This is a genomic window from Enterococcus sp. AZ126 (assembly GCF_051714545.1).
GTDB lineage: Bacteria > Bacillota > Bacilli > Lactobacillales > Enterococcaceae > Enterococcus_L.
This window is the reverse complement of sequence record NZ_JBIOSB010000001.1, coordinates 3,117,128-3,136,325: the sequence shown is the minus strand read 5'-3', so window position 1 is coordinate 3,136,325 and position 19,198 is coordinate 3,117,128. Positions and strand designations below refer to the sequence as shown.

General features: G+C 35.4%; 17 protein-coding genes. 3 read left to right on the top strand and 14 right to left on the bottom strand.

Annotation, left to right across the window (positions count from 1 at the left end):
- Window positions 1-27: 27 nt before the first annotated feature.
- The 5 genes from dltB to IGI43_RS14710 all read right to left on the bottom strand — a co-directional run bounded on the left by dltB (window position 28) and on the right by IGI43_RS14710 (window position 6,016).
- Window positions 28-1,233 (bottom strand): D-alanyl-lipoteichoic acid biosynthesis protein DltB, encoded by a 1,206-nt coding sequence (gene dltB / locus IGI43_RS14730; RefSeq protein ID WP_438758535.1) that lies wholly within the window; start codon window positions 1,231-1,233, stop codon window positions 28-30.
- Window positions 1,230-2,747 carry a D-alanine--poly(phosphoribitol) ligase subunit DltA gene (gene dltA / locus IGI43_RS14725; RefSeq protein WP_438758534.1) on the bottom strand — a complete coding sequence of 506 codons (1,518 nt, stop codon included), beginning with the start codon at window positions 2,745-2,747 and terminating at the stop codon, window positions 1,230-1,232. The genes dltB and dltA overlap by 4 nt, the downstream gene beginning before the upstream one ends.
- 14 nt (window positions 2,748-2,761) lie before the next feature.
- The gene (locus IGI43_RS14720) at window positions 2,762-2,911 is read right to left on the bottom strand and encodes a teichoic acid D-Ala incorporation-associated protein DltX (RefSeq protein ID WP_438758533.1); all 150 of its coding nucleotides are present in this window, start codon (window positions 2,909-2,911) and stop codon (window positions 2,762-2,764) included.
- Window positions 2,912-3,174: 263 nt separating this feature from the next.
- On the bottom strand, window positions 3,175-5,259 hold the full coding sequence (locus IGI43_RS14715) for an FtsX-like permease family protein (RefSeq protein WP_438758532.1): 2,085 nt from the start codon (window positions 5,257-5,259) through the stop codon (window positions 3,175-3,177).
- Window positions 5,249-6,016: an ABC transporter ATP-binding protein gene (locus IGI43_RS14710; RefSeq protein ID WP_438758531.1), complete on the bottom strand. Its 768-nt coding sequence runs from the start codon at window positions 6,014-6,016 to the stop codon at window positions 5,249-5,251. Before IGI43_RS14710 ends, IGI43_RS14715 begins: the two co-directional genes overlap by 11 nt.
- 308 nt (window positions 6,017-6,324) lie before the next feature.
- Between IGI43_RS14710 and nrdD the strand changes: the two genes are divergently transcribed.
- From nrdD to IGI43_RS14695, 3 genes are all read left to right on the top strand, one after another.
- Window positions 6,325-8,517: an anaerobic ribonucleoside-triphosphate reductase gene (gene nrdD / locus IGI43_RS14705; RefSeq protein WP_438758530.1), complete on the top strand. Its 2,193-nt coding sequence runs from the start codon at window positions 6,325-6,327 to the stop codon at window positions 8,515-8,517.
- Between the two features lie 148 nt (window positions 8,518-8,665).
- Window positions 8,666-9,268 carry an anaerobic ribonucleoside-triphosphate reductase activating protein gene (gene nrdG / locus IGI43_RS14700; protein ID WP_438758529.1) on the top strand — a complete coding sequence of 201 codons (603 nt, stop codon included), beginning with the start codon at window positions 8,666-8,668 and terminating at the stop codon, window positions 9,266-9,268.
- Window positions 9,269-9,446: 178 nt separating this feature from the next.
- Window positions 9,447-10,235 (top strand): SDR family oxidoreductase, encoded by a 789-nt coding sequence (locus IGI43_RS14695; protein WP_438758528.1) that lies wholly within the window; start codon window positions 9,447-9,449, stop codon window positions 10,233-10,235.
- 126 nt (window positions 10,236-10,361) lie between these two features.
- Here the strand turns inward: IGI43_RS14695 and IGI43_RS14690 are convergent, their stop codons facing one another.
- The 9 genes from IGI43_RS14690 to holB form a co-directional block, all read right to left on the bottom strand.
- Entirely contained in the window at window positions 10,362-11,780 is a 1,419-nt protein-coding gene (locus IGI43_RS14690; protein WP_438758526.1) for a cryptochrome/photolyase family protein, read from the bottom strand.
- A 94-nt stretch (window positions 11,781-11,874) separates the two neighbouring features.
- Window positions 11,875-13,017, bottom strand: a complete 1,143-nt coding sequence (gene dinB / locus IGI43_RS14685; protein WP_438758525.1) for a DNA polymerase IV — start codon at window positions 13,015-13,017, stop codon at window positions 11,875-11,877.
- A 45-nt stretch (window positions 13,018-13,062) separates the two neighbouring features.
- Window positions 13,063-14,040 (bottom strand): HD domain-containing protein, encoded by a 978-nt coding sequence (locus tag IGI43_RS14680; RefSeq protein WP_438758524.1) that lies wholly within the window; start codon window positions 14,038-14,040, stop codon window positions 13,063-13,065.
- 156 nt (window positions 14,041-14,196) lie between these two features.
- Complete coding sequence (locus tag IGI43_RS14675; RefSeq protein ID WP_438758523.1) at window positions 14,197-14,538, bottom strand: P-II family nitrogen regulator; 342 nt, start codon at window positions 14,536-14,538, stop codon at window positions 14,197-14,199.
- Window positions 14,539-14,549: 11 nt separating this feature from the next.
- Window positions 14,550-15,767, bottom strand: a complete 1,218-nt coding sequence (locus IGI43_RS14670) for an ammonium transporter (protein ID WP_438758522.1) — start codon at window positions 15,765-15,767, stop codon at window positions 14,550-14,552.
- Window positions 15,768-16,020: 253 nt separating this feature from the next.
- A complete protein-coding gene (rsmI, locus tag IGI43_RS14665) occupies window positions 16,021-16,887 on the bottom strand; it encodes a 16S rRNA (cytidine(1402)-2'-O)-methyltransferase (protein ID WP_438758521.1) in 867 nt (288 codons plus the stop codon).
- Between the two features lie 166 nt (window positions 16,888-17,053).
- Window positions 17,054-17,401: a DNA replication initiation control protein YabA gene (locus tag IGI43_RS14660; RefSeq protein WP_010773302.1), complete on the bottom strand. Its 348-nt coding sequence runs from the start codon at window positions 17,399-17,401 to the stop codon at window positions 17,054-17,056.
- Window positions 17,394-18,233: a PSP1 domain-containing protein gene (locus IGI43_RS14655; protein WP_438758520.1), complete on the bottom strand. Its 840-nt coding sequence runs from the start codon at window positions 18,231-18,233 to the stop codon at window positions 17,394-17,396. The genes IGI43_RS14660 and IGI43_RS14655 overlap by 8 nt, the downstream gene beginning before the upstream one ends.
- Window positions 18,234-18,247: 14 nt before the next feature.
- Window positions 18,248-19,198, bottom strand: coding sequence for a DNA polymerase III subunit delta' (gene holB, locus IGI43_RS14650; protein WP_438758519.1), 951 nt, complete (start codon window positions 19,196-19,198; stop codon window positions 18,248-18,250).

Genomic DNA, 19,198 nt, shown 5'->3' with positions numbered 1-19,198 from the left:
CAGTTTTTAGCTGTAAGTTATTTGTTTTTATTTAAAAAATAATGTATCTAAAAATCCTGAGAAAATCAAGAAGCTAAAGCAAACCGCATTAAAAGTTAAGAAAATCGCAAACACATGTGTAAATTTATTCGAAGGAATTTTCTCTTTATGTTTTTTCTTAAAACGCAACCAAGCATCTGTCAAACAAATCAATGCAGCATGATAAATTCCGTAAACTAGATAATACCACGTTAGCCCATGCCAGACGCCCATCAATAAGAACAAGGCAAAATAACCAACATTTGACGCAACGATTCTACTTTTAAATACTTTTTTCTTGATCAAAGTAAACATCAAACGCATATAAACATAATCTCGGAACCAAAATGATAGGGTCATGTGCCAACGATTCCAAAATTCCTTTATATTCCAACTCAAGAACGGCTTGTTAAAGTTGACTGGTGTATCATATCCCATCAAGTAACTAGTTCCTACAGCAAACAAGCTATAACCAGCAAAATCAAAGAATAAATACATACTATAAATATACATATAAGCAACTAATTCCCAAGAAAAACCACCTGTTTTCAAGGCTACTTTAGCTACAACAGGCAACCACACTTGACCAAAATAATACCCAATAATAAATTTATATAAAAATCCTAGGAAAAAATTATGGATTCCTTTTCCTAAAAAATCGACATATTTGTCAGGTGCTGGTGGATTCTCAACATCTTTTTCAAAACGACGATAACGATCGATCGGTCCAGACGAGATCGTTGGAAAAAACAACAGAAATTCGATGTAACGAAAGATGTTGTACTCTTTGATCGAACCATCCCGCATTTCCATGATGATCTGCACAGACTTGAAGGTCAAATAGGAAATACCTAGAAAACCTAACAACGAGGCATGTCCAGAAATAAAAGGCATTACCTTAACTAAAAATAAGGGTAAAATTGCCAAAAATACTGCCAGATAAAAAACCATACTTGCATTTTTCTTTTGCCGATAATGAAAATAGAACCAAACAAGAATCGTCTGCCAGATGACATAAACAATCAATGCTACGCCTTGTTTCCAATCTTCACCGCCAAAGCTCATATACAAGAATAATAATGTAACGAGTACTTGATACCAGCCCCAACGCTTTCCTTTAATCAATAACGTCAAGATCATCGGTAGTAGAGCAATCAACAAGTAAACAAAATAAATCGGATTCGCATAGGGAATCATGTGAGGAAAGTCGATCATGTTGCATTCACCTCATTCATCAGCCCTTTACGGTCGATCTTTCCATTAGCTGTAAGTGGTAGTCGTTCTACATAAATGAATTTTTGTGGAACCATGTAATCCATCACTGAGGTGCTTAATTCCTCTTTGATTGCCTTTGTTAATTTGAATTCTTTGTCAAAATCATGAGGATGTGCGACCACAAAAGCGACAAGCTGTTGGACTTTATGATGTTGATATTTGGGAACAACTGCAGCTTGTTTTACATAGGAAACCTCTGCTAGATGATGATCGATATCTTCAAGTTCGATACGATAACCGTGAAGTTTGACCTGAAAATCGATCCGTCCGTCATAAATCAATAAACTATCTTTTAGTTTTCCAGCATCACCAGTGCGATAAGCTGGTTGGCCTTTATAGTTAAAAAAAGCCGCTTCCGTTTTTTCTGGATTATTTAGATAGCCTTTAGATACACTGGGACCTGCAATCACAATTTCGCCAACTTCTTCAGCTAAAACTTCCTGATCTTCATTCATGATATAAACTTGCGTATCACTTTTTACATAACCAATTGGAACACGACTGTATTTCTCCAAAAGTTCGGGTGTGATCTCCACACCAGAAATAGCAACTGTCGCTTCTGTTGGCCCATACGTATTAAAAATACGCGCTTTAGGAAAACGTTCCACTAATTTCTGTGCTGTCATTTTAGGTAACTCTTCTCCGCAAAAGAGAAAAATCTTCAAGCTTTCAACATGTTTCCCATCAAAAGTTAGTTCCATCAAACAAATATCCATAAATGATGGCGTCGAAACCCAAACTTCTATATCTAATGTTGGCAGTACTGTAAATAATTTCTTAAAGTCATTGATGACTTCTTTGCGCATTGGTGTTAAAGAGCCGCCCGAAGTCAAAGCTGGATAGACATCCATCACGGATAAATCAAATGAATAGGGTGCCTGGGATAAAAAACGCATGCCTTGCGTAATACCAAAATCGGTCAATTCCCAATTAACAAAGCTCAAAAGATTTTTATGGCTAATTTGGACGCCTTTCGGTACACCGGTTGTACCAGAAGTAAAGATAATATAATAGGTTTCTGAATCGTCTACTGGTTTAAGCGGTACATCCAAGATCCAAGACTTTGCACAAATATCATGGATTTTTTCTAATGAAACAATCTCAGCTTCCGTATCCAAGTCAGGCCATTCCTTTACAGAAAAAATCACAGCCGGATTTGCTACCTCTAAAATCATGTCAACTCTTTCTTTTGGTGTATGTGCCTCAATTGGGATATAAGCATGTCCTGCTTTGGATGCGCCTAAAAAGCACGTCAGCATTTCAAATTCCAATTCTCCATAAACGACTACTGGACGATCGCGTTCTATGTTTTTCTGCAAGTATGCAGCTATTGCATCGGAGGTTTTTTTTAACTCTCCATAAGTATACGTTTGAGTAGTTTCAATATAAACGGGACGGTTTGGTTCCTTCATCCCCCAACGATCGATTGCATCAATAATATTTAAAATCGTCATGAAGTGTCCCCTTTCTAAAACTCATTATAAATAAATGAGCCGCCATCAATATTTTTGTAATGGTATAAATAAATCAACATTAAAAGTATTCCAAAATAAAAAACGGTTTTTCCAATGAATTTGCCCCAATAGTTTATATTAGGTTTATCAAAAAATTGTTTCATTTTATTTTATGCCTCCAAAATTACATTCATTCATTTTTTTGTACTGTTATTGTAATCAAAACCCAAGAGAAAAGATACGGAATTTGCTAACAAAAGTTTCTTTTCCGCTAACAGTTTTGTCACTTGCATATAAAAAGAAGGTGGGACAAAAAATAGAATCATTGTTCCACCCCTTTAGTAGTATAAACAATAGAACAAAGAAATCTTTTCATTCCACATTCAGGTAAATTTCACATACGAATGATTTAAAAAAATTTTAACTATTAATTGTCTCTTCCATGTATGATCCGTGAATAAATCGCTGACGTTAAAAAGTAATATGCTAAATAAATCAAAATCAACATTCCGCAAGAAAGATAAGCTAACCAATAACCCGAACTTGAAATAAATTTACTGAAAACATAAATCGCAAACGTTGCATGCAACACCCCGATGATCATCGGTGGAAAGAAGACAATACTATTTTGCTGATAAACAAGTTTAGTGATTTGCTTTTTAGGAATTCCGATTTTCTTTAATAAATCATAACTTTCCTTTTCTCGCTCTGCCTCAGAAAATTGCTGCAGCATCAAGATACTACCCGTGATGATCAAGGCTAGGATGCCTAAAAACATTGCGACATAAATAAATAAGCCCATCACTCTTCTCTCATATCTTAATTCAACGAAACGACTAATATAGTTTAATTGTGAATATTCTTGCTCATTTTCTTCTGAATACCCTTGTGTATTCTTTTTTTCAGGTTCTCGACTGGTTTTAGATGTGTAGCCTTCCAACTGATTATTGACCCATTGATATTTATAATATATCGGTGCGCTCCAATTTGGTTTTACCGCTTCAGATAATTTATTGGCTAATGCCTCTTCATCTTTCGATTGAATATTAAACGCTCTAAGCGTGTATGTGATGCCAGAATTTATCTCATTGAATTGTTCATCGGATACAACGACTGTTGGAAAACTGTATCTTAATAAAACTTGACCCAAATAATCTGGACGTACAGCAGAAACATGAAGTTTTATTCCTTCTGATAAATTTAATGTAGAATCGTAACGAATATAACCACCTAGAATATTTTGAATACTATCTATGATGACAATATCCTGTTTATTTTTCAGCTTGATATTTTTCAAATAGGGATTTATTTTCTGAAACGCTTGATAATTTGAAAGTGCTAGTAAATTTACAGGACCTAGAGTGTCTCCTTTTTCATCCTGTCCAATTTTAAGACGAAATTGGCTACCCGTCAACTTATAATTTAATTTTACTATGGAATCAATTTTTGTATCCGGTTCCTTTTCGATTATTTGTTCTATTGCTTTAAAATTATCCTCTGCAACAATAAAATCTGTCGGTGCTGTTGTATTCACTGAATTCATACCGAGTGTATACATAGACGCCGATCCGCCAATCATGCCTAATGCTATGGCAATAAATATAGTTACCGCCGACAACATGTTCCCGCTTCTTTTAATGTGGAGTTTTGTATTTCCTAAAGCTAACATATTTAGATTTCTATAATAATTAACTTTATTCTTTCCGAAAAGAAATGCAAACAAGTACATCGTATAGTTAAAAAATAGATACGTTCCTATCATACAGATAAACATAATCACCAATGGTGCAACAAAAAAGCCAGTCAACCCTAATGATGTGTGCGTCAAAATTGTTGCAAATTGAATCACATTATAGGATAAGAAATATCCTGTAATAATAAGGATTAATCCAACAATCCCTAGCCCCCCCTTCATTAGAGGAAATTTATTGGGTTTAACAGTATTTTTTTCACTTGGTTTCATCAAATTAGTTAGTCGATAACGATAAATTAGCCAACTACTTCGAAGAGAGACCACTAACAACATAAAAACAAAGACTAGACTAGTCTGTATCATAGATGGAATGGATACAAAAAATAGACTCTCTACTTGCAAGAACATCGCTTTTGCAAGTATCATCGAAAATAATTTAGAGAAAATAATACCTAGAAAAATACCGGTAATCAAAGATACTGCACCTAGCATTAGTGTCTCCACAAAAAATAAAAAAGAGATTTTATCTTTTCGCATCCCAATTAAATGATATAACCCAATCTCCTTAGCACGTTTTAATAAGAAGAAATGATTCGCAGATAGCATAAAACCTAAAATCATGATCACAATAAGAATACCGCCTAAATTCATGGCGCCATCGATATGAACCTCTTGTCCAACCCGATTTGCCAGTGTTCTATTATAGGTAATCGCACTAAAAGAATAGTAAACAACTACTGCAAAAGTCATACTAACAAAGTAAACAAAATAATTAAGAAATTGGCCTTTGAAATTTTTCCAAGACAAATTAAAAATCATTGGCACGACCACCTCCGCCAATCGTAGCTTGCATATCGATCACACGGTTAAAAAATTCTTTTCTTGAGCCTTGGCGAACAACTTCTGAAAATATCACACCATCTTTAATAAATAAAATCCGATTGCAATAACTTGCTGTATAAGGATCATGTGTGACCATCATGATGGTCGCATCATCTTGTAAGTTCATATTTGTCATATATTGCAATAACTCAGCAGCTGATTTAGAATCCAAAGATCCTGTTGGTTCATCTGCAAAAATTATTTTGGGTTTAGTGATCAATGCACGAGCAGCTGCTACTCGTTGCTTTTGTCCAACAGAAATAGTATTTGGAAAAGTGTTTAGTAATTGGTCGATACCTAAAACACTTGCAACATGAGCTAAACGCTTTTCCATTTCAACTAAGGGCATTCGATCGACTGTCAAAGGGAGTAAAATATTATCTTTAACAGTCAAAGTATCCATTAAATTGAAATTTTGAAAGATAAACCCTAATTTTTTACGACGAAAATCACTGATCTGATTATCGCGCATTTTCAAAATATCCTGCCCGTCAATTTGAACAGTCCCGATCGTAGGCAACGTAATCGTTGAGATAGTACTCAGTAATGTTGATTTTCCCGCACCACTTGGTCCCATAATTCCCACAAATTCACCTTGATCAACGGAAAAGGAAATATTATTCAATACCTGAACTTTATTATTTCGATAGCCATATGATTTACTTAAATGATTCACTTCTAGAATTTTTTTCATCTTTTTTCGCTCCAGTTTATTCATTATTCTTATTCTATCAATATTTGGCGTAACTGAACATCGTTTCCTCTTACAATTAAGTAAGAATCATTTTTTTTATTTTATTTTTTAATTTCTAAGCAAGAATGTTGTGACAATTCCTACAAACCTTTCGGCGAGTTGTTTTCACTATTTTTTCATTTCTAATAAACACTATATGTAGTTGCATCAGTATGATTAAAATTAAGTTTCACACTATATATAGTTGAAAGATTTATTGAATTGTTTTATGATAAGGAAGGAATAAATCTATGAGGAGATGGGTAAAAATGATGGAGATTAAGCAAGCTAATAATGAAGTAAGTTCTACTGATTCAGCCCTGCACAAGATAAAAATTGTAAAAAGAGATGGGCGATTGGTCGATTTTGATGATCAGAAAATTTATGACGCTTTGATCAAAGCTGAACAAAATATTCGCGGTTCTTTAGACCCGCTTGCCCATGAGCGTATTCAAGAAATTGTCGAAAGAATCGATCGAGAAATTGCCGATCGTTTCGCTGAAGATGTAAAAATATATGAAATCCAAAATATTGTCGAACATATTTTACTAGCAAGAAATGAATATGAGTTGGCTGAAGAATACATCAATTACCGTACTCGCCGTGATTTTGAGCGTAGTAAAGCAACTGATATCAACTTTACGATCAGTAAGTTGATCAATAAGGATCAGTCTGTTGTGAATGAAAATGCTAATAAAGATAGTGATGTTTTTAATACACAACGAGATTTAACTGCTGGAATCGTTGGTAAATCGATTGGACTTAAAATGCTGCCTCCTCATGTTGCCAATGCTCACCAAAAAGGTGATATACATTATCACGATTTAGATTATCATCCCTATACACCAATGACAAACTGCTGTTTGATTGATTTTAAAGGGATGTTGAATAATGGTTTTAAAATCGGAAATGCCGAAGTTGAAGCACCAAAGTCGATCCAAACAGCGACTGCTCAAATTTCACAAATCATCGCAAACGTAGCTTCTAGCCAGTACGGTGGTTGTTCGGCAGATCGTGTAGATGAATTGTTGGCACCGTTTGCTGAATTAAATTATCAAAAACATTTAGCTGACGCAAAAGAATGGATCGAAGGCTCTGATCGCCAGGAAGCTTACGCAAAAAGTAAAACAAAAAAAGATATTTACGATGCGATGCAAAGTTTAGAATACGAGATCAATACATTATTTACTTCCAATGGTCAGACACCGTTCACTTCTTTAGGATTTGGTTTAGGTCTGAGCTGGTTTGAACGTGAAATTCAACGAGCTATTTTACAAATCCGGATCAATGGTTTAGGCAGTGAACACAGAACGGCTATTTTTCCTAAATTGATTTTCACATTAAAACGCGGCGTAAATTTAAATGAAACAGATCCAAATTATGATATAAAACAATTAGCATTAGAATGCGCAACGAAACGTATGTATCCTGATATTTTAAATTATGATAAATTAGTTGATTTAACAGGCAGCTTTAAAGTACCGATGGGATGCCGTTCATTTCTACAAGGTTGGAAAAATGAACAGGGGGAAGACATTAATGTGGGCCGTATGAATTTAGGTGTTGTTACCTTGAACCTGCCTAGAATCGCAATGGAAGCTCATGGTGATGTGGATAAATTCTGGACACTTTTAAGCGAGCGTCTTGAAATAATGAAAGATGCCTTGGTCTATCGTGTTGATCGTTGTAAGGAAGCAACTCCTGCAAATGCGCCCATTCTTTATATGTATGGTGCTTTTGGTAAACGTTTATCTAGAAAAGAATCAGTGAATGAATTATTCAAAAATAAACGAGCAACTGTTTCTCTAGGTTATATTGGCTTATATGAAGTTGCGTCCGCTTTTTACGGCGGTGATTGGGAAACCGTTCCTGAAGCGAAGGAATTTACGCTTGATATTTTAAAGAATTTAAAAAGTCATGCTGATGAATGGGGGAATGAATATGGTTATCACTTTAGCGTGTATTCAACGCCAAGTGAAAGTTTAACTGACCGTTTTTGTCATTTAGATACTGAAAAATTCGGAGTAGTAGAAAATATCACGGATAAAGAATATTATACAAACAGTTTCCACTATGATGTTCGTAAAAACCCAACTCCATTTGAAAAGTTAGATTTTGAGAAGGACTATCCGCAATATTGCTCTGGCGGTTTTATCCATTATTGTGAATATCCAGTTTTACAACAAAATCCCAAAGCACTAGAATCTGTTTGGGATTATGCGTATGATCGTGTTGGCTATCTAGGTACGAATACACCTATCGATCACTGCTATGAATGTAACTTTGAAGGAGATTTCAACCCAACTGAACGTGGTTTTGAATGTCCTCAATGCGGCAATCATGATCCAAAATCCTGCGACGTCGTGAAACGAACTTGTGGCTATCTAGGCAATCCACAAGCTAGACCAATGGTTCATGGACGACATAAAGAAATCTCTTCGCGAGTGAAACACATGAAATAAAAAAGAGGATTGGACCGGTTATATCTATTTGTTGAGAGATATGGTTCATATAGCTAGATTAGTAAAAAGAGGAACGAACCAATCACAAAAAAACGATGCTCCCTGCAATAATTTGCAGGCATCGTTTTTAGTTGAAAGGATGCTAGAAATGAGAAATCCTAAACCACAAGAATGGGTAACAAAAGACTTCAGTCAAAATTATATCGCGGATTATAAAGCATTCAATTTTGTAGATGGTGAAGGTGTAAGAAATAGCCTATATGTTAGCGGCTGTCTATTTGCTTGTGAAGGTTGCTTTAATCAAGCAGTCCAGAACTTTCGCTATGGCAAACCTTTCACCAAAGAATTAGAAGACCGAATCATTGAAGATTTATCTCACGATTATGTACAAGGTTTGACCTTATTAGGTGGAGAACCTTTTTTAAATACTGATGTTTGTCTAAATGTTGTCGATCGAGTTCATCAAGAATTCGGGCAAAAAAAAGATATCTGGTCTTGGTCAGGTTATACTTTTGAAGAACTACTGTTAGAATCTGACGATAAACTTGAATTATTAAACAAGATAGATATCTTAGTAGATGGACGTTTTGAATTGTCAAAACGAAACTTGAATCTCCAATTCAGAGGCAGTAGCAATCAACGGATTATCGATGTTAAAAAATCCTTAAGTTGTGGGCAAGCTGTCATTTGGGACAAATGCCATGATGCTGAACAAGGTTATGAACAAATAAAAAAAGATAAATTGATTTAATCGATCCTATTACAATCAACCGATGCAGCTTGAGATAAACACCTCATTGCTTCATTGGTTTTTCTTTGCGTTTTATCCTCTATCGAATTATTGGCTCATCTTTTGTATGTATATTACAATAAAAAAGAATGACTTATTCCCAAACAGACTCAAAAAAGAAAATAGGAGGAAAATTATTATGACGATAAATCAGTCATCATCTGTAAAAAGGGCAATTATCACAGGAGCTGCTTCAGGAATTGGCTATGCAACAGCTAAATTATTTGTTGAACAGGGCTTTAAAGTTGGTCTGATCGATGCCGACCAAACTCGTTTAGAAACAATCTCTAAAGATTTCAAAGAAGATGGCTATGAATGCTACTATCGAAGTGTGGATGTAACGAATGAAACCAGTCTAAAAAAAGCAATCGATGAATTAACTGATAGTCTTCAAGGACTAGACATTTTTTTCAGTAATGCTGGAATAAATGGAACTTGGGCACCCATTGAATCATTAACAATTGATGAATGGGATCGTACGCTAAACACAAATCTACGCAGTACGTTTTTATGCACAAAATTTGCGATTCCTCATATGAAAGAAAATGGTGGTTCGATCATTATAACAAGCTCTATCAATGGTACTAGGATTTTCAATAATTTTGGTGCTTCTGCATATAGTGCTTCTAAAGCTGGACAAGTAGCATTTACAAAAATGGCTGCATTAGAACTAGCCCGCTACAATATTCGTGTAAACGTAATTTGTCCTGGTGCTATTGATACTGCAATCAATGAAAAAACAACATATTCTGATGAATTAAAAGAAGTTGAGATAAAAGTGGAATTTCCAGAAGGTGATCGCCCATTAAAACGTGAAACAGGAACTAGTGAACAAGTCGCTCATTCTGTTTTATTTTTAGCAACGGATGCTTCAGCCAATATTTCTGGAACTGAACTGTATGTAGATGGAGCAGAATCTTTACTTTGATAAGTATCAGTGGAAGCTGACCTGTGAGAAGTAAGAAGATCTTGTTTCTGCTTTCAACGCTTATTCGTATATAGGGTGTGAAGCAAAAGTAAAATCTACTTTTGTTTCACACCCTTCTTATCTATTCTATGAAGAACTTGTCTTGAAAAATTCAAGGATTTCCGAACGAATTTTACCATGATCAACTATTGGAGTTGGATATTCTTTCCCAATTGAAACATCAATAGATCTTTGAATCTCTATTGGCATTTTACTCGGCTCGTGGATATATTTATTTGGCACATTTTTTAATTCTGGAATAAATTGACGAATAAAATCACCCTGAGGATCAAATTTTTCACCTTGTGTCGTGGGATTGAATATTCGAAAATAAGGAACAGCATCCGTTCCCGTAGAAGCAGCCCATTGCCAACCTCCAATGTTACTTGCTGCATCATAATCGATCAATTTTTGTTGAAAATATTTCTCCCCCATCCGCCAATCGATCATTAAATCTTTAGTCAAAAATGAAGCCACGATCATTCGCAAACGGTTATGCATCCAACCAGTCTGATTGAGTTGCCGCATACCAGCATCTACGATCGGAAAACCGGTCTGACCATTTTTCCACCGCTCAAAGGATTCTTGAGTATAATTCCAATGTAGTTTTCTATACTTTTCTTTGATTTCTTGCGTCTTCTGTTTGGGATTCTCAAAATAAATCATATTGTAAAAATCTCGCCAGCAAAGTTCAGAAATAAAGGTTTGACGACCATCAGAATCTGGCTCGGCATTAAGAGCGTACCAAACTTTTCTGATTGATAATTCACCCGTTCTTAAAAATCTTGATAATTTACTTGTTTGATCTGAATAAGGATAGTCTCTCCCTTTTTGATAATCGTGTAAGTGATTTTTCACAAAATCTTTGAGATAACTCTCTGCTGCTGCCTCTCCACATTCATAATCAAAAGGTAAGTCAATTTGTTCAATGATTTGTTTAAACTTTTTTTCCCCTTCACTAAATAAAGAGTGATTGATTTCGTTTAAGTGGTGATCTATTTCTTTAGTTCTTTGATAGGGTCTTTTAGGCATTGTAATCCATTTTCTAAAATAAGGGGTAAAGACTTTGTAACTTTCTCCGGTAGGTTTTTTTATTTCCTGAACACCGTGTAAATGACTGTCTTGATAAGAATATACTTGAATCTGGTTATGTTCAAAAAAAGCAATCATCTTTTGATCGCGTTCTCTACCAAAGCCACGTTCATCTTTATTAAAATATACTGCATTCCAATCCTGAAATGCTTTTTTTAATTCAATAAAATTATCTTCTAAGTCTCCGTATAAAAAATGAATCGTTATATTTTGTGCTTTGGCCTGCTCATAAAAAGTCAATAGACTGTAGAAAAAAGAATCCTGATTGTAGCTCTCTTCCAAGAACTGCACTGGATTTAATTGAAAAATACAGACTAATTCATCCTTGTCTGTACTATTCTCCAACATCTTATTAAATGCTGTATTATCATCAAAACGAAGGTCTTTACGAAACCACATGATTGTTTTACTCATTGTATCTTTCCTTTCGCATTTCTGAATAAATCGTAGCATAGAAATGAATTTATCACCAAGATTTAAAATTGATTCGATTCTATCAACGAATCAATTAGTTTTTTTGATTCTCCTCTTTTTGTCGTTTTTCCCATAAAGGTAAAACCATATTCTCATACGCCATCGGATCAAGATTGGTCAACGTTATCCCTAATAGTCGAATTCCTTGTTCCAAACCGAGAATTTCTTCCCAAATCAAATTGGCCTGATAGTATAATTCTTCTTTTTTAGAAATATATTCCGGCAGTGTTCGACGTTTCGTCACCGTTGTATAATCTGCATAACGCACTTTTAAAACAACTGTTTTCCCATGTTTTTGAACTCGTTCTAATGATTCCTCTACTCGTTTGGCCAACTGTCGTAACTGAGCAGTCACTTGGGCTTCAGTCGTTAGAGGCGTGCCATATGTATGTTCTTTGCCCACGGATTTACGGTCTCTCGTTATGTTTACAGGTGAATCATGGATTCCTCGTACTTTTCGGTAAAGAGAATAACCCATTTTACCAAAATGGCGGATCAATTCCATCTCATCTTGTCCGTATAAATCTTCACCCGTATAAATACCTAAATCATGCATTTTAGGAACTGTTTTTTTTCCAACTCCATGAAATGCTTCAATCGGTAAAGCTTTCAAAAAAGCTTCGGCTTCATCTGGCATGACAATTGTCAAGCCCTTCGGTTTTTGAAAATCAGAAGCTAATTTTGCTAAAAATTTATTATAACTGACACCTGCAGAACAAGTTAAATGTAGCTCATTCCAGATATCGTATTGAATCAATTTAGCAACTTTTATTGCTGACTTACTATGGATTTTATTCGTTGTTACATCTAGATAAGCCTCATCTATCGAAACTGGTTCGATAATATCTGTATAACGATGAAAAATTTCTCTAATCTGCTTAGAAATTTCAGAATATTTTTCATAATTTCCAGGTTTAAAAATTGCCTCTGGACATAATTCATAAGCTTTTTGAGCACTCATTGCGGAATGGATCCCAAATTTACGCGCTTCATAATTCGCAGTAGTCACAACACCTTTACCACCTGTATCACTTGGATGGCGCGCGATCACTAGAGGATGCCCCACAAGTTCAGGATGATCACGTTCTTCTACTGACGCGAAAAAGGCATCCATATCGATATGAATAATCTTACGTGATATATCTTTTTTCAAGGGAAAACGTAGTTCACTAATCATAATCGCCATTCTCCTTTCATACGGATGCAGTATAATAGTTGATCTTTAATCAAATTTAAGAAAAATTCCTTTTTCGCTATCTTCAAGAATTTTTTTAACTTTTATTTGAGCAGGTGTTGACACACTTGATACTGACACAACTTTATCAGCGACTTTTACTAAAGGATCAACAAATCTGATTTTTTTCTTTTGCCAAATATCATAATTATCTTCACTAGAACAAACACTGCATTTCGGCGGATTATCTAATTTATCTAGCAATTGAATGATTTCAATTCTTTGACTTGATTGTAATTTTTTTAGAAAGACCGAATCGGTCGTCATTAAATCATCTAAAGTAATTTCATGATTCTCTAAACTAAGACGAATCGCTTTTGCCAGCCACTCATAACTACAAATATTTCGAGTATCATAAAAAAAATCGATGACTACTTTTCTATACTGATCTATAAACCAAATTGCCCATTCAATTGAATCTAAAACAATTTTATTTTCTATAATGCGGATTGATTTTAAAAATTGCTGAATTTCTTCTATTGGAACTGAAAAATAACGATATACTTCTCTCAATGTATAATCGATCCTATCACAACATAATAAAGGTACTTTTTGTTCTAACAATTGCCATTGTTCCTCATAAAAAAGAATCGTCTTATAATCAAAGCCATACTGCTTCATGAGAGTAGGAATTTCTGATTGTTCGATCAATTGTGATTTGATCTGTTCATGGTAATCATCCGCTTCATTAAATAACGTCAGATCGACCACATGTGAAAAGGCTGTATGAGACACATCATGCAATAACCCTGCAATTTGCTCTTCCATTGTTCCGCCAAGTTTTCTGATCAGCAACATAACCCCGATAGAATGTTCATATCTTGTCTCATTCCAAAGTGAATGGATCAAAAATGCAGGACCAGCCATGTGAACATCTTTTAAACGCTGGATTTCTTCCGATAAAATCAAAGTAGTTAGAACATCCTCAACTTCAAACGAACCATAAAGAGCATCTTCAACAATCATCTATTTTTCCTCCAAATTTTGCTGTCCTTTACAACCATTATATACGAACGTTTGTTCATTTACAACTACATTCATTTTTTTGAATATACTACATTTATAAAAAATAAAGAAGCAATTCAGCATTAAAATTCAGCTAAATCACTTCTTTTTATCTCTTTAAATCGCTTTTACGCCTCTTTCACCTGTTCTAATTCGAACCGCCTCTTCTACATTATAAACAAAAATCTTTCCATCGCCCACTTCTCCTGTTTGACAAATAGTCAAAATCAATGAAATAACCTCTTCGACTTGTTCATCTAAAACAACAAAACTGACTTTGACTTTAGGTAGTAATGTCGTGATGATTTCTTGACCACGCACATATTCTTTTAACCCTTTCTGATTACCAAAACCTAATACTTGGCTGACAGTCATGCCTAAAGCTTCAAAACTGTCATCTATTTTCACTTTCAATTCTTCTAATTTTTCTTGCTGAATGATTGCTTCTACTTTTTTCATTTATTTTCCTCCTAAGAATCTAGTCCCATAAATGTCGGATACGCCGTCTCATCATGTTCGATTCTGTCTAATCCTAATGCTTCTTCTTTAGCTGAAACTCGAATCGGCATAAACAATTGAATTCCTTTAATAATAAGAAAACTAGCAATACCAGCAAATACAATCGTAAAAGCAATACTCGCAACCTGCGCTATAAACAATTCCGTTCCACCATAGATCAGTCCGCTTTTTCCTCCTACAGCTGGATCAGCAAATATCCCTGTCATGATTCCTCCAAAAATGCCACCCACACCATGACAACCAAAAGCATCCAGTGCATCATCATAGCCAAATTTATGTTTAACAAATGAAATAAAATAATAACAAAACGGGCTAACTAAAGCACCCAGGACAAATGAACTCCAAAGAGAAACAAAACCTGCACCTGGCCTAATCGCAACTAAACCAACAACCGCTCCCGTACAAGCACCAACAACAGTAGGTTTGCCAATTGCCAATTTTTCAATCAACATCCACGAAAGCATTCCACTTGCAGCAGCTGTATTCGTTGTAAGCATAGCATGAATCGCCAATCCGTCAGCTGCCAATGCCGATCCTGCATTAAATCCAAACCAGCCAAACCATAGCAACCCAGCACCTAACACTACAAAAGGAATGTTATGTGGACGATATTCTATTTGCCGATATTCACGACGTTGACCTAACACAATCGCCAATACAAGGCCTGCAATTCCAGAACTAATATGAACCACATTTCCGCCTGCAAAATCGATCGATCCTATTTTTTCTAAAAATCCTCCGCCCCAAACCATGTGAGCCATTGGATAATAAACGACGATCGACCAAATAGCTATAAATAAGAAGATAGCTGAAAAGCGCATCCGCCCAACTACAGCCCCCGTAATGATCGCTGTCGTGATCAATGCAAACATCATTTGAAATCCTGCAAATAGTCCTTCTGGAATTGTCTCACCTTTTGTCATTGACACATGATTGAAAAATAGCTTGTCAATGTTTCCTACAAATAAATTTTCTCCACTGAATGACATGGAATACCCTAAAATGATCCAAAGAACGGACGCCAAACCCATCACACAAATCACCATCATCATTGTATTGAGAATATTTTTCCTTCTTTCCAAACCACCGTAAAAAAATGCTAAAGCAGGTGTCATCAAAAATACCATTGCCGAACAAATCATAATAAAGGCAATATTTCCTGTTTCCATACCAAACCCCTCCAATTCAAAAAATAAAGCCAACCTTCTTTTTAGCTTTGTCGGTTATTTTAGCATCGTTTTTTAAATTATCCTAGCAAAAATCGCTTAATCAACTAAAATAATTTCATTTTTCTGACAATTCACGTTATAAAAAATAACATCTATACCAATAGAACGCTCTCATTCTATTATCAAGGTTTAATCAACTACACCGATTATACAAAAATAAGCTGACTTTTGAAATCAGCTTATCTTTTAGTATTTAATCTACATGAAATTCCTTATAAACTTCTTGTTTTTTTAACCCACGAAGCTTTGCAACTTCTTTGATTGCTTCTTTAGAGGAACTGCCCGTATTCATCAATACGTCGATATGCGCCCTAATTGAAAGCTCTAGATCTGCATTTTCTGTTACTTCTAATCCATCAGCCCCTTCAACCAAAAGACAACACTCTCCTTTTAACGTATGCTCTGCTAAATAATCACTCAATTCAGCCAAAGTACCTCGAAGATATTCTTCGTGGAGTTTCGTCAATTCACGACAAATCACGGCTTTACGTTCTTCACCAAATACTTCTGAGAAATGCTTAATCGTTGTCGCAATTCGATGTGGTGATTCGTAAAAAATTTGCGTTGGCGATGCTGTTTTTAACTTTTCTAAAACATCTATTTGTTCTTTTTTCTTTCTAGGTAAAAAGCCATAAAACGTAAATGGCTGCGGCGATAATCCTGAAGCAATCAATGCCGTAATTCCAGCTGTCGGTCCTGGCAAAGCAACCACTTTGATTCCAGCTTCAATACATGCTTCAACCAATTCATGACCTGGATCACTAATTGAGGGCATCCCAGCATCACTGACTTGAGCAATCAGTTCGCCAGCTTCTAAGCGTTCAATAAACTGTGGAATCCGTTCTTTATAATTATGTTCATGAAAACTGATTTGAGGAGTTGCTATCTCAAAGTGATTCAGTAATTTTTGCGTATTTCTAGTGTCTTCACTTGCAATGATCGTTGCTTCTTTTAAAATGTTGATACAGCGAAAGCTTATATCTTCTAAGTTTCCGATTGGTGTCGGCACCAAATATAGTTGCCCAATACTTGATGAATCAAAACTTTTTTGTTTTTGCATAGGCGCTCCTTTTAACTTTTTATTTACGCTATTATAAAAAGAGGCTGAAACAGAAGCTTGTACCCAAAAGGATTGTTTCTGTTCCACCATTTATTCGCATAGAGGGTGTGAAGCAAAAGTGGATTTACTTTTGTCCCACACCCTCTAAATTTGATTTGATTACCAGTTATTTATATCGTTCTCCATAAATAACATCTAAACAAAAAGCACATTCCTCATCATTCTCACGGCGTGAACCATATAAAATGTTACAGACATGAAATCCTTCTTCATAAAGTTTTTCTAAATTCATACGAGATTTAGATAACTCTTGCTTCGCTGGATCATTTGGGTCACTGGCTAATTTGGTCAATTCCTGCAAATGTTCCCTTAAGCGTTGGTTTTCGATTTCAAGTGTGGTATTTTTTTCGACTAACTCATGAAGTGCTTCTTTAATTTCTGATAATTGTCCCAAAGTTCCTTGTAGATCTGTCTCTAACGAACTAAGACCATCGTATAAAGAACGTTTATCCATTCTGATCACCTTTTTCGGCTTGAGCTTTTTGTGTTGCTTCTTTGATTTCTTCGTAATCATATTCCACAGCGATTTCTCGTCCAACTAAACGGACTTTGATAATACGGCTCAATAAATTCAAACCGACTACTCGACCTTTACCTTCAGGTGTTAATACATCTTTACCATAATCGGGTAATTCTTTTTTCGCTGCTTCGTATTCATCATTTTCGTATTTCAAACAACACATCAAGCGTCCACATAAACCTGAAATTTTTACTGGGTTTAATGATAAGCCTTGGTCTTTTGCCATTTTGATCGATACTGGCATAAAATCACCCAAAAAAGTAGAACAGCATAATTGTCTACCACATGGACCAATTCCACCCAAAATTTTTGCTTCATCTCTGACACCGATTTGACGTAATTCAATCCTTGTGCGGAAGATAGCCGCTAAATCTTTGACCAACTCACGGAAGTCGATTCTACCGTCTGCTGTAAAATAAAAAACCATCTTGCTGCGGTCAAACGTGTATTCAACACGAATCAATTTCATTTCTAATTCGTGTGCTCTAATTTTTTCTTTGGCCACACTCAATGCAGCTTTTGCATCATCTACGTTCTTTTGTTCTTTTTCTAAATCGGTTTCTGATGCTTTATTTAAAATAGGTTTTAAATCCTCGGGTAAATCTTCCGGATCAATCGTTTTTTTCGGTACTGCAACTGTGGCAAGCTGTTTGGATTGCTGTGATTCCACAAGTACTTTATCGTTGTAAAAATATTCTGATTTTCCAGGAGCAAAATAATAGATATGACCTGCTTCACGGAAGCGAACTCCTACTACTTCTACCATTTTCATCCTCCTAATTAAGTTTTAGGGTGAATCATTCGTATTACTAATTGCTCACAAACACTTTGATAGCTTACATTGGCTTCCCACTTTTGCCGTGCTCTTAAAATCAGTTCAACTCGTTGTGCTTGTTGTACTATCACACGTTTTAGCTGTTCTTGAGTCACACTCTCAGTGAGTTGTTTTCGGTAATAAGCAAGTAATAAATCGAAACTCAACGCTTGTTGATCTTTTTCTTTAAATACTTTGATCATCTTTTTTTGAACATAGACAAAAGCCTGTAAATCATCTTTTATCATATAATCAAACCATTGTTGAATAATTTCCCTAGCTTCATTAAACCATTCATCCTGCGAGATTTCAACTGCTTTGTCAAAACTATTTGTTAACTCTGTCAAAAGGCTGGCTGTATTTTTACTGATTCCAGATTCTACTAAAGTCTGAACTAGTTTTTCCTTCACTAAAGGTTGAAAATGAAGAACTTGACACCGTGATTGGATCGTCGGTAAAATTTTTGCTAATGACGTCGTCTCTAATATCGCTAAAACCTTACCTTCCGGCTCTTCCAGAAATTTTAATAGGCTGTTTGCTGCACCAATACTCATTTTATCTGCTTGTTCGATCAAGAAGACTTTTTGAGCAGTCTCAACCCCACTTTTACTAAATTCTGCTTTCAACTCTCGGATTTGATCTACTTTGATCGTTTGACCATCTGGTGCGATACGTAACACATCAGGATGTTCATTTCCATTGATTCGCAGACAATTATTGCATTGATTGCAAGGATTATTCTCAGTCAGATTCGTACAGAAAATGTGCTTTGCCATCCATAAGCCAAATTCTTTTTTACCAGCTCCTGTATCGCCTTCAAAAAGATAAGCATGGGCAAGACGACCATGCTCGAAACTTTTTTGAAGTTGCTGGTAAAGAAGCGGTTGTTGTTCTTTTAAAATCTGTGCTTCATTCAT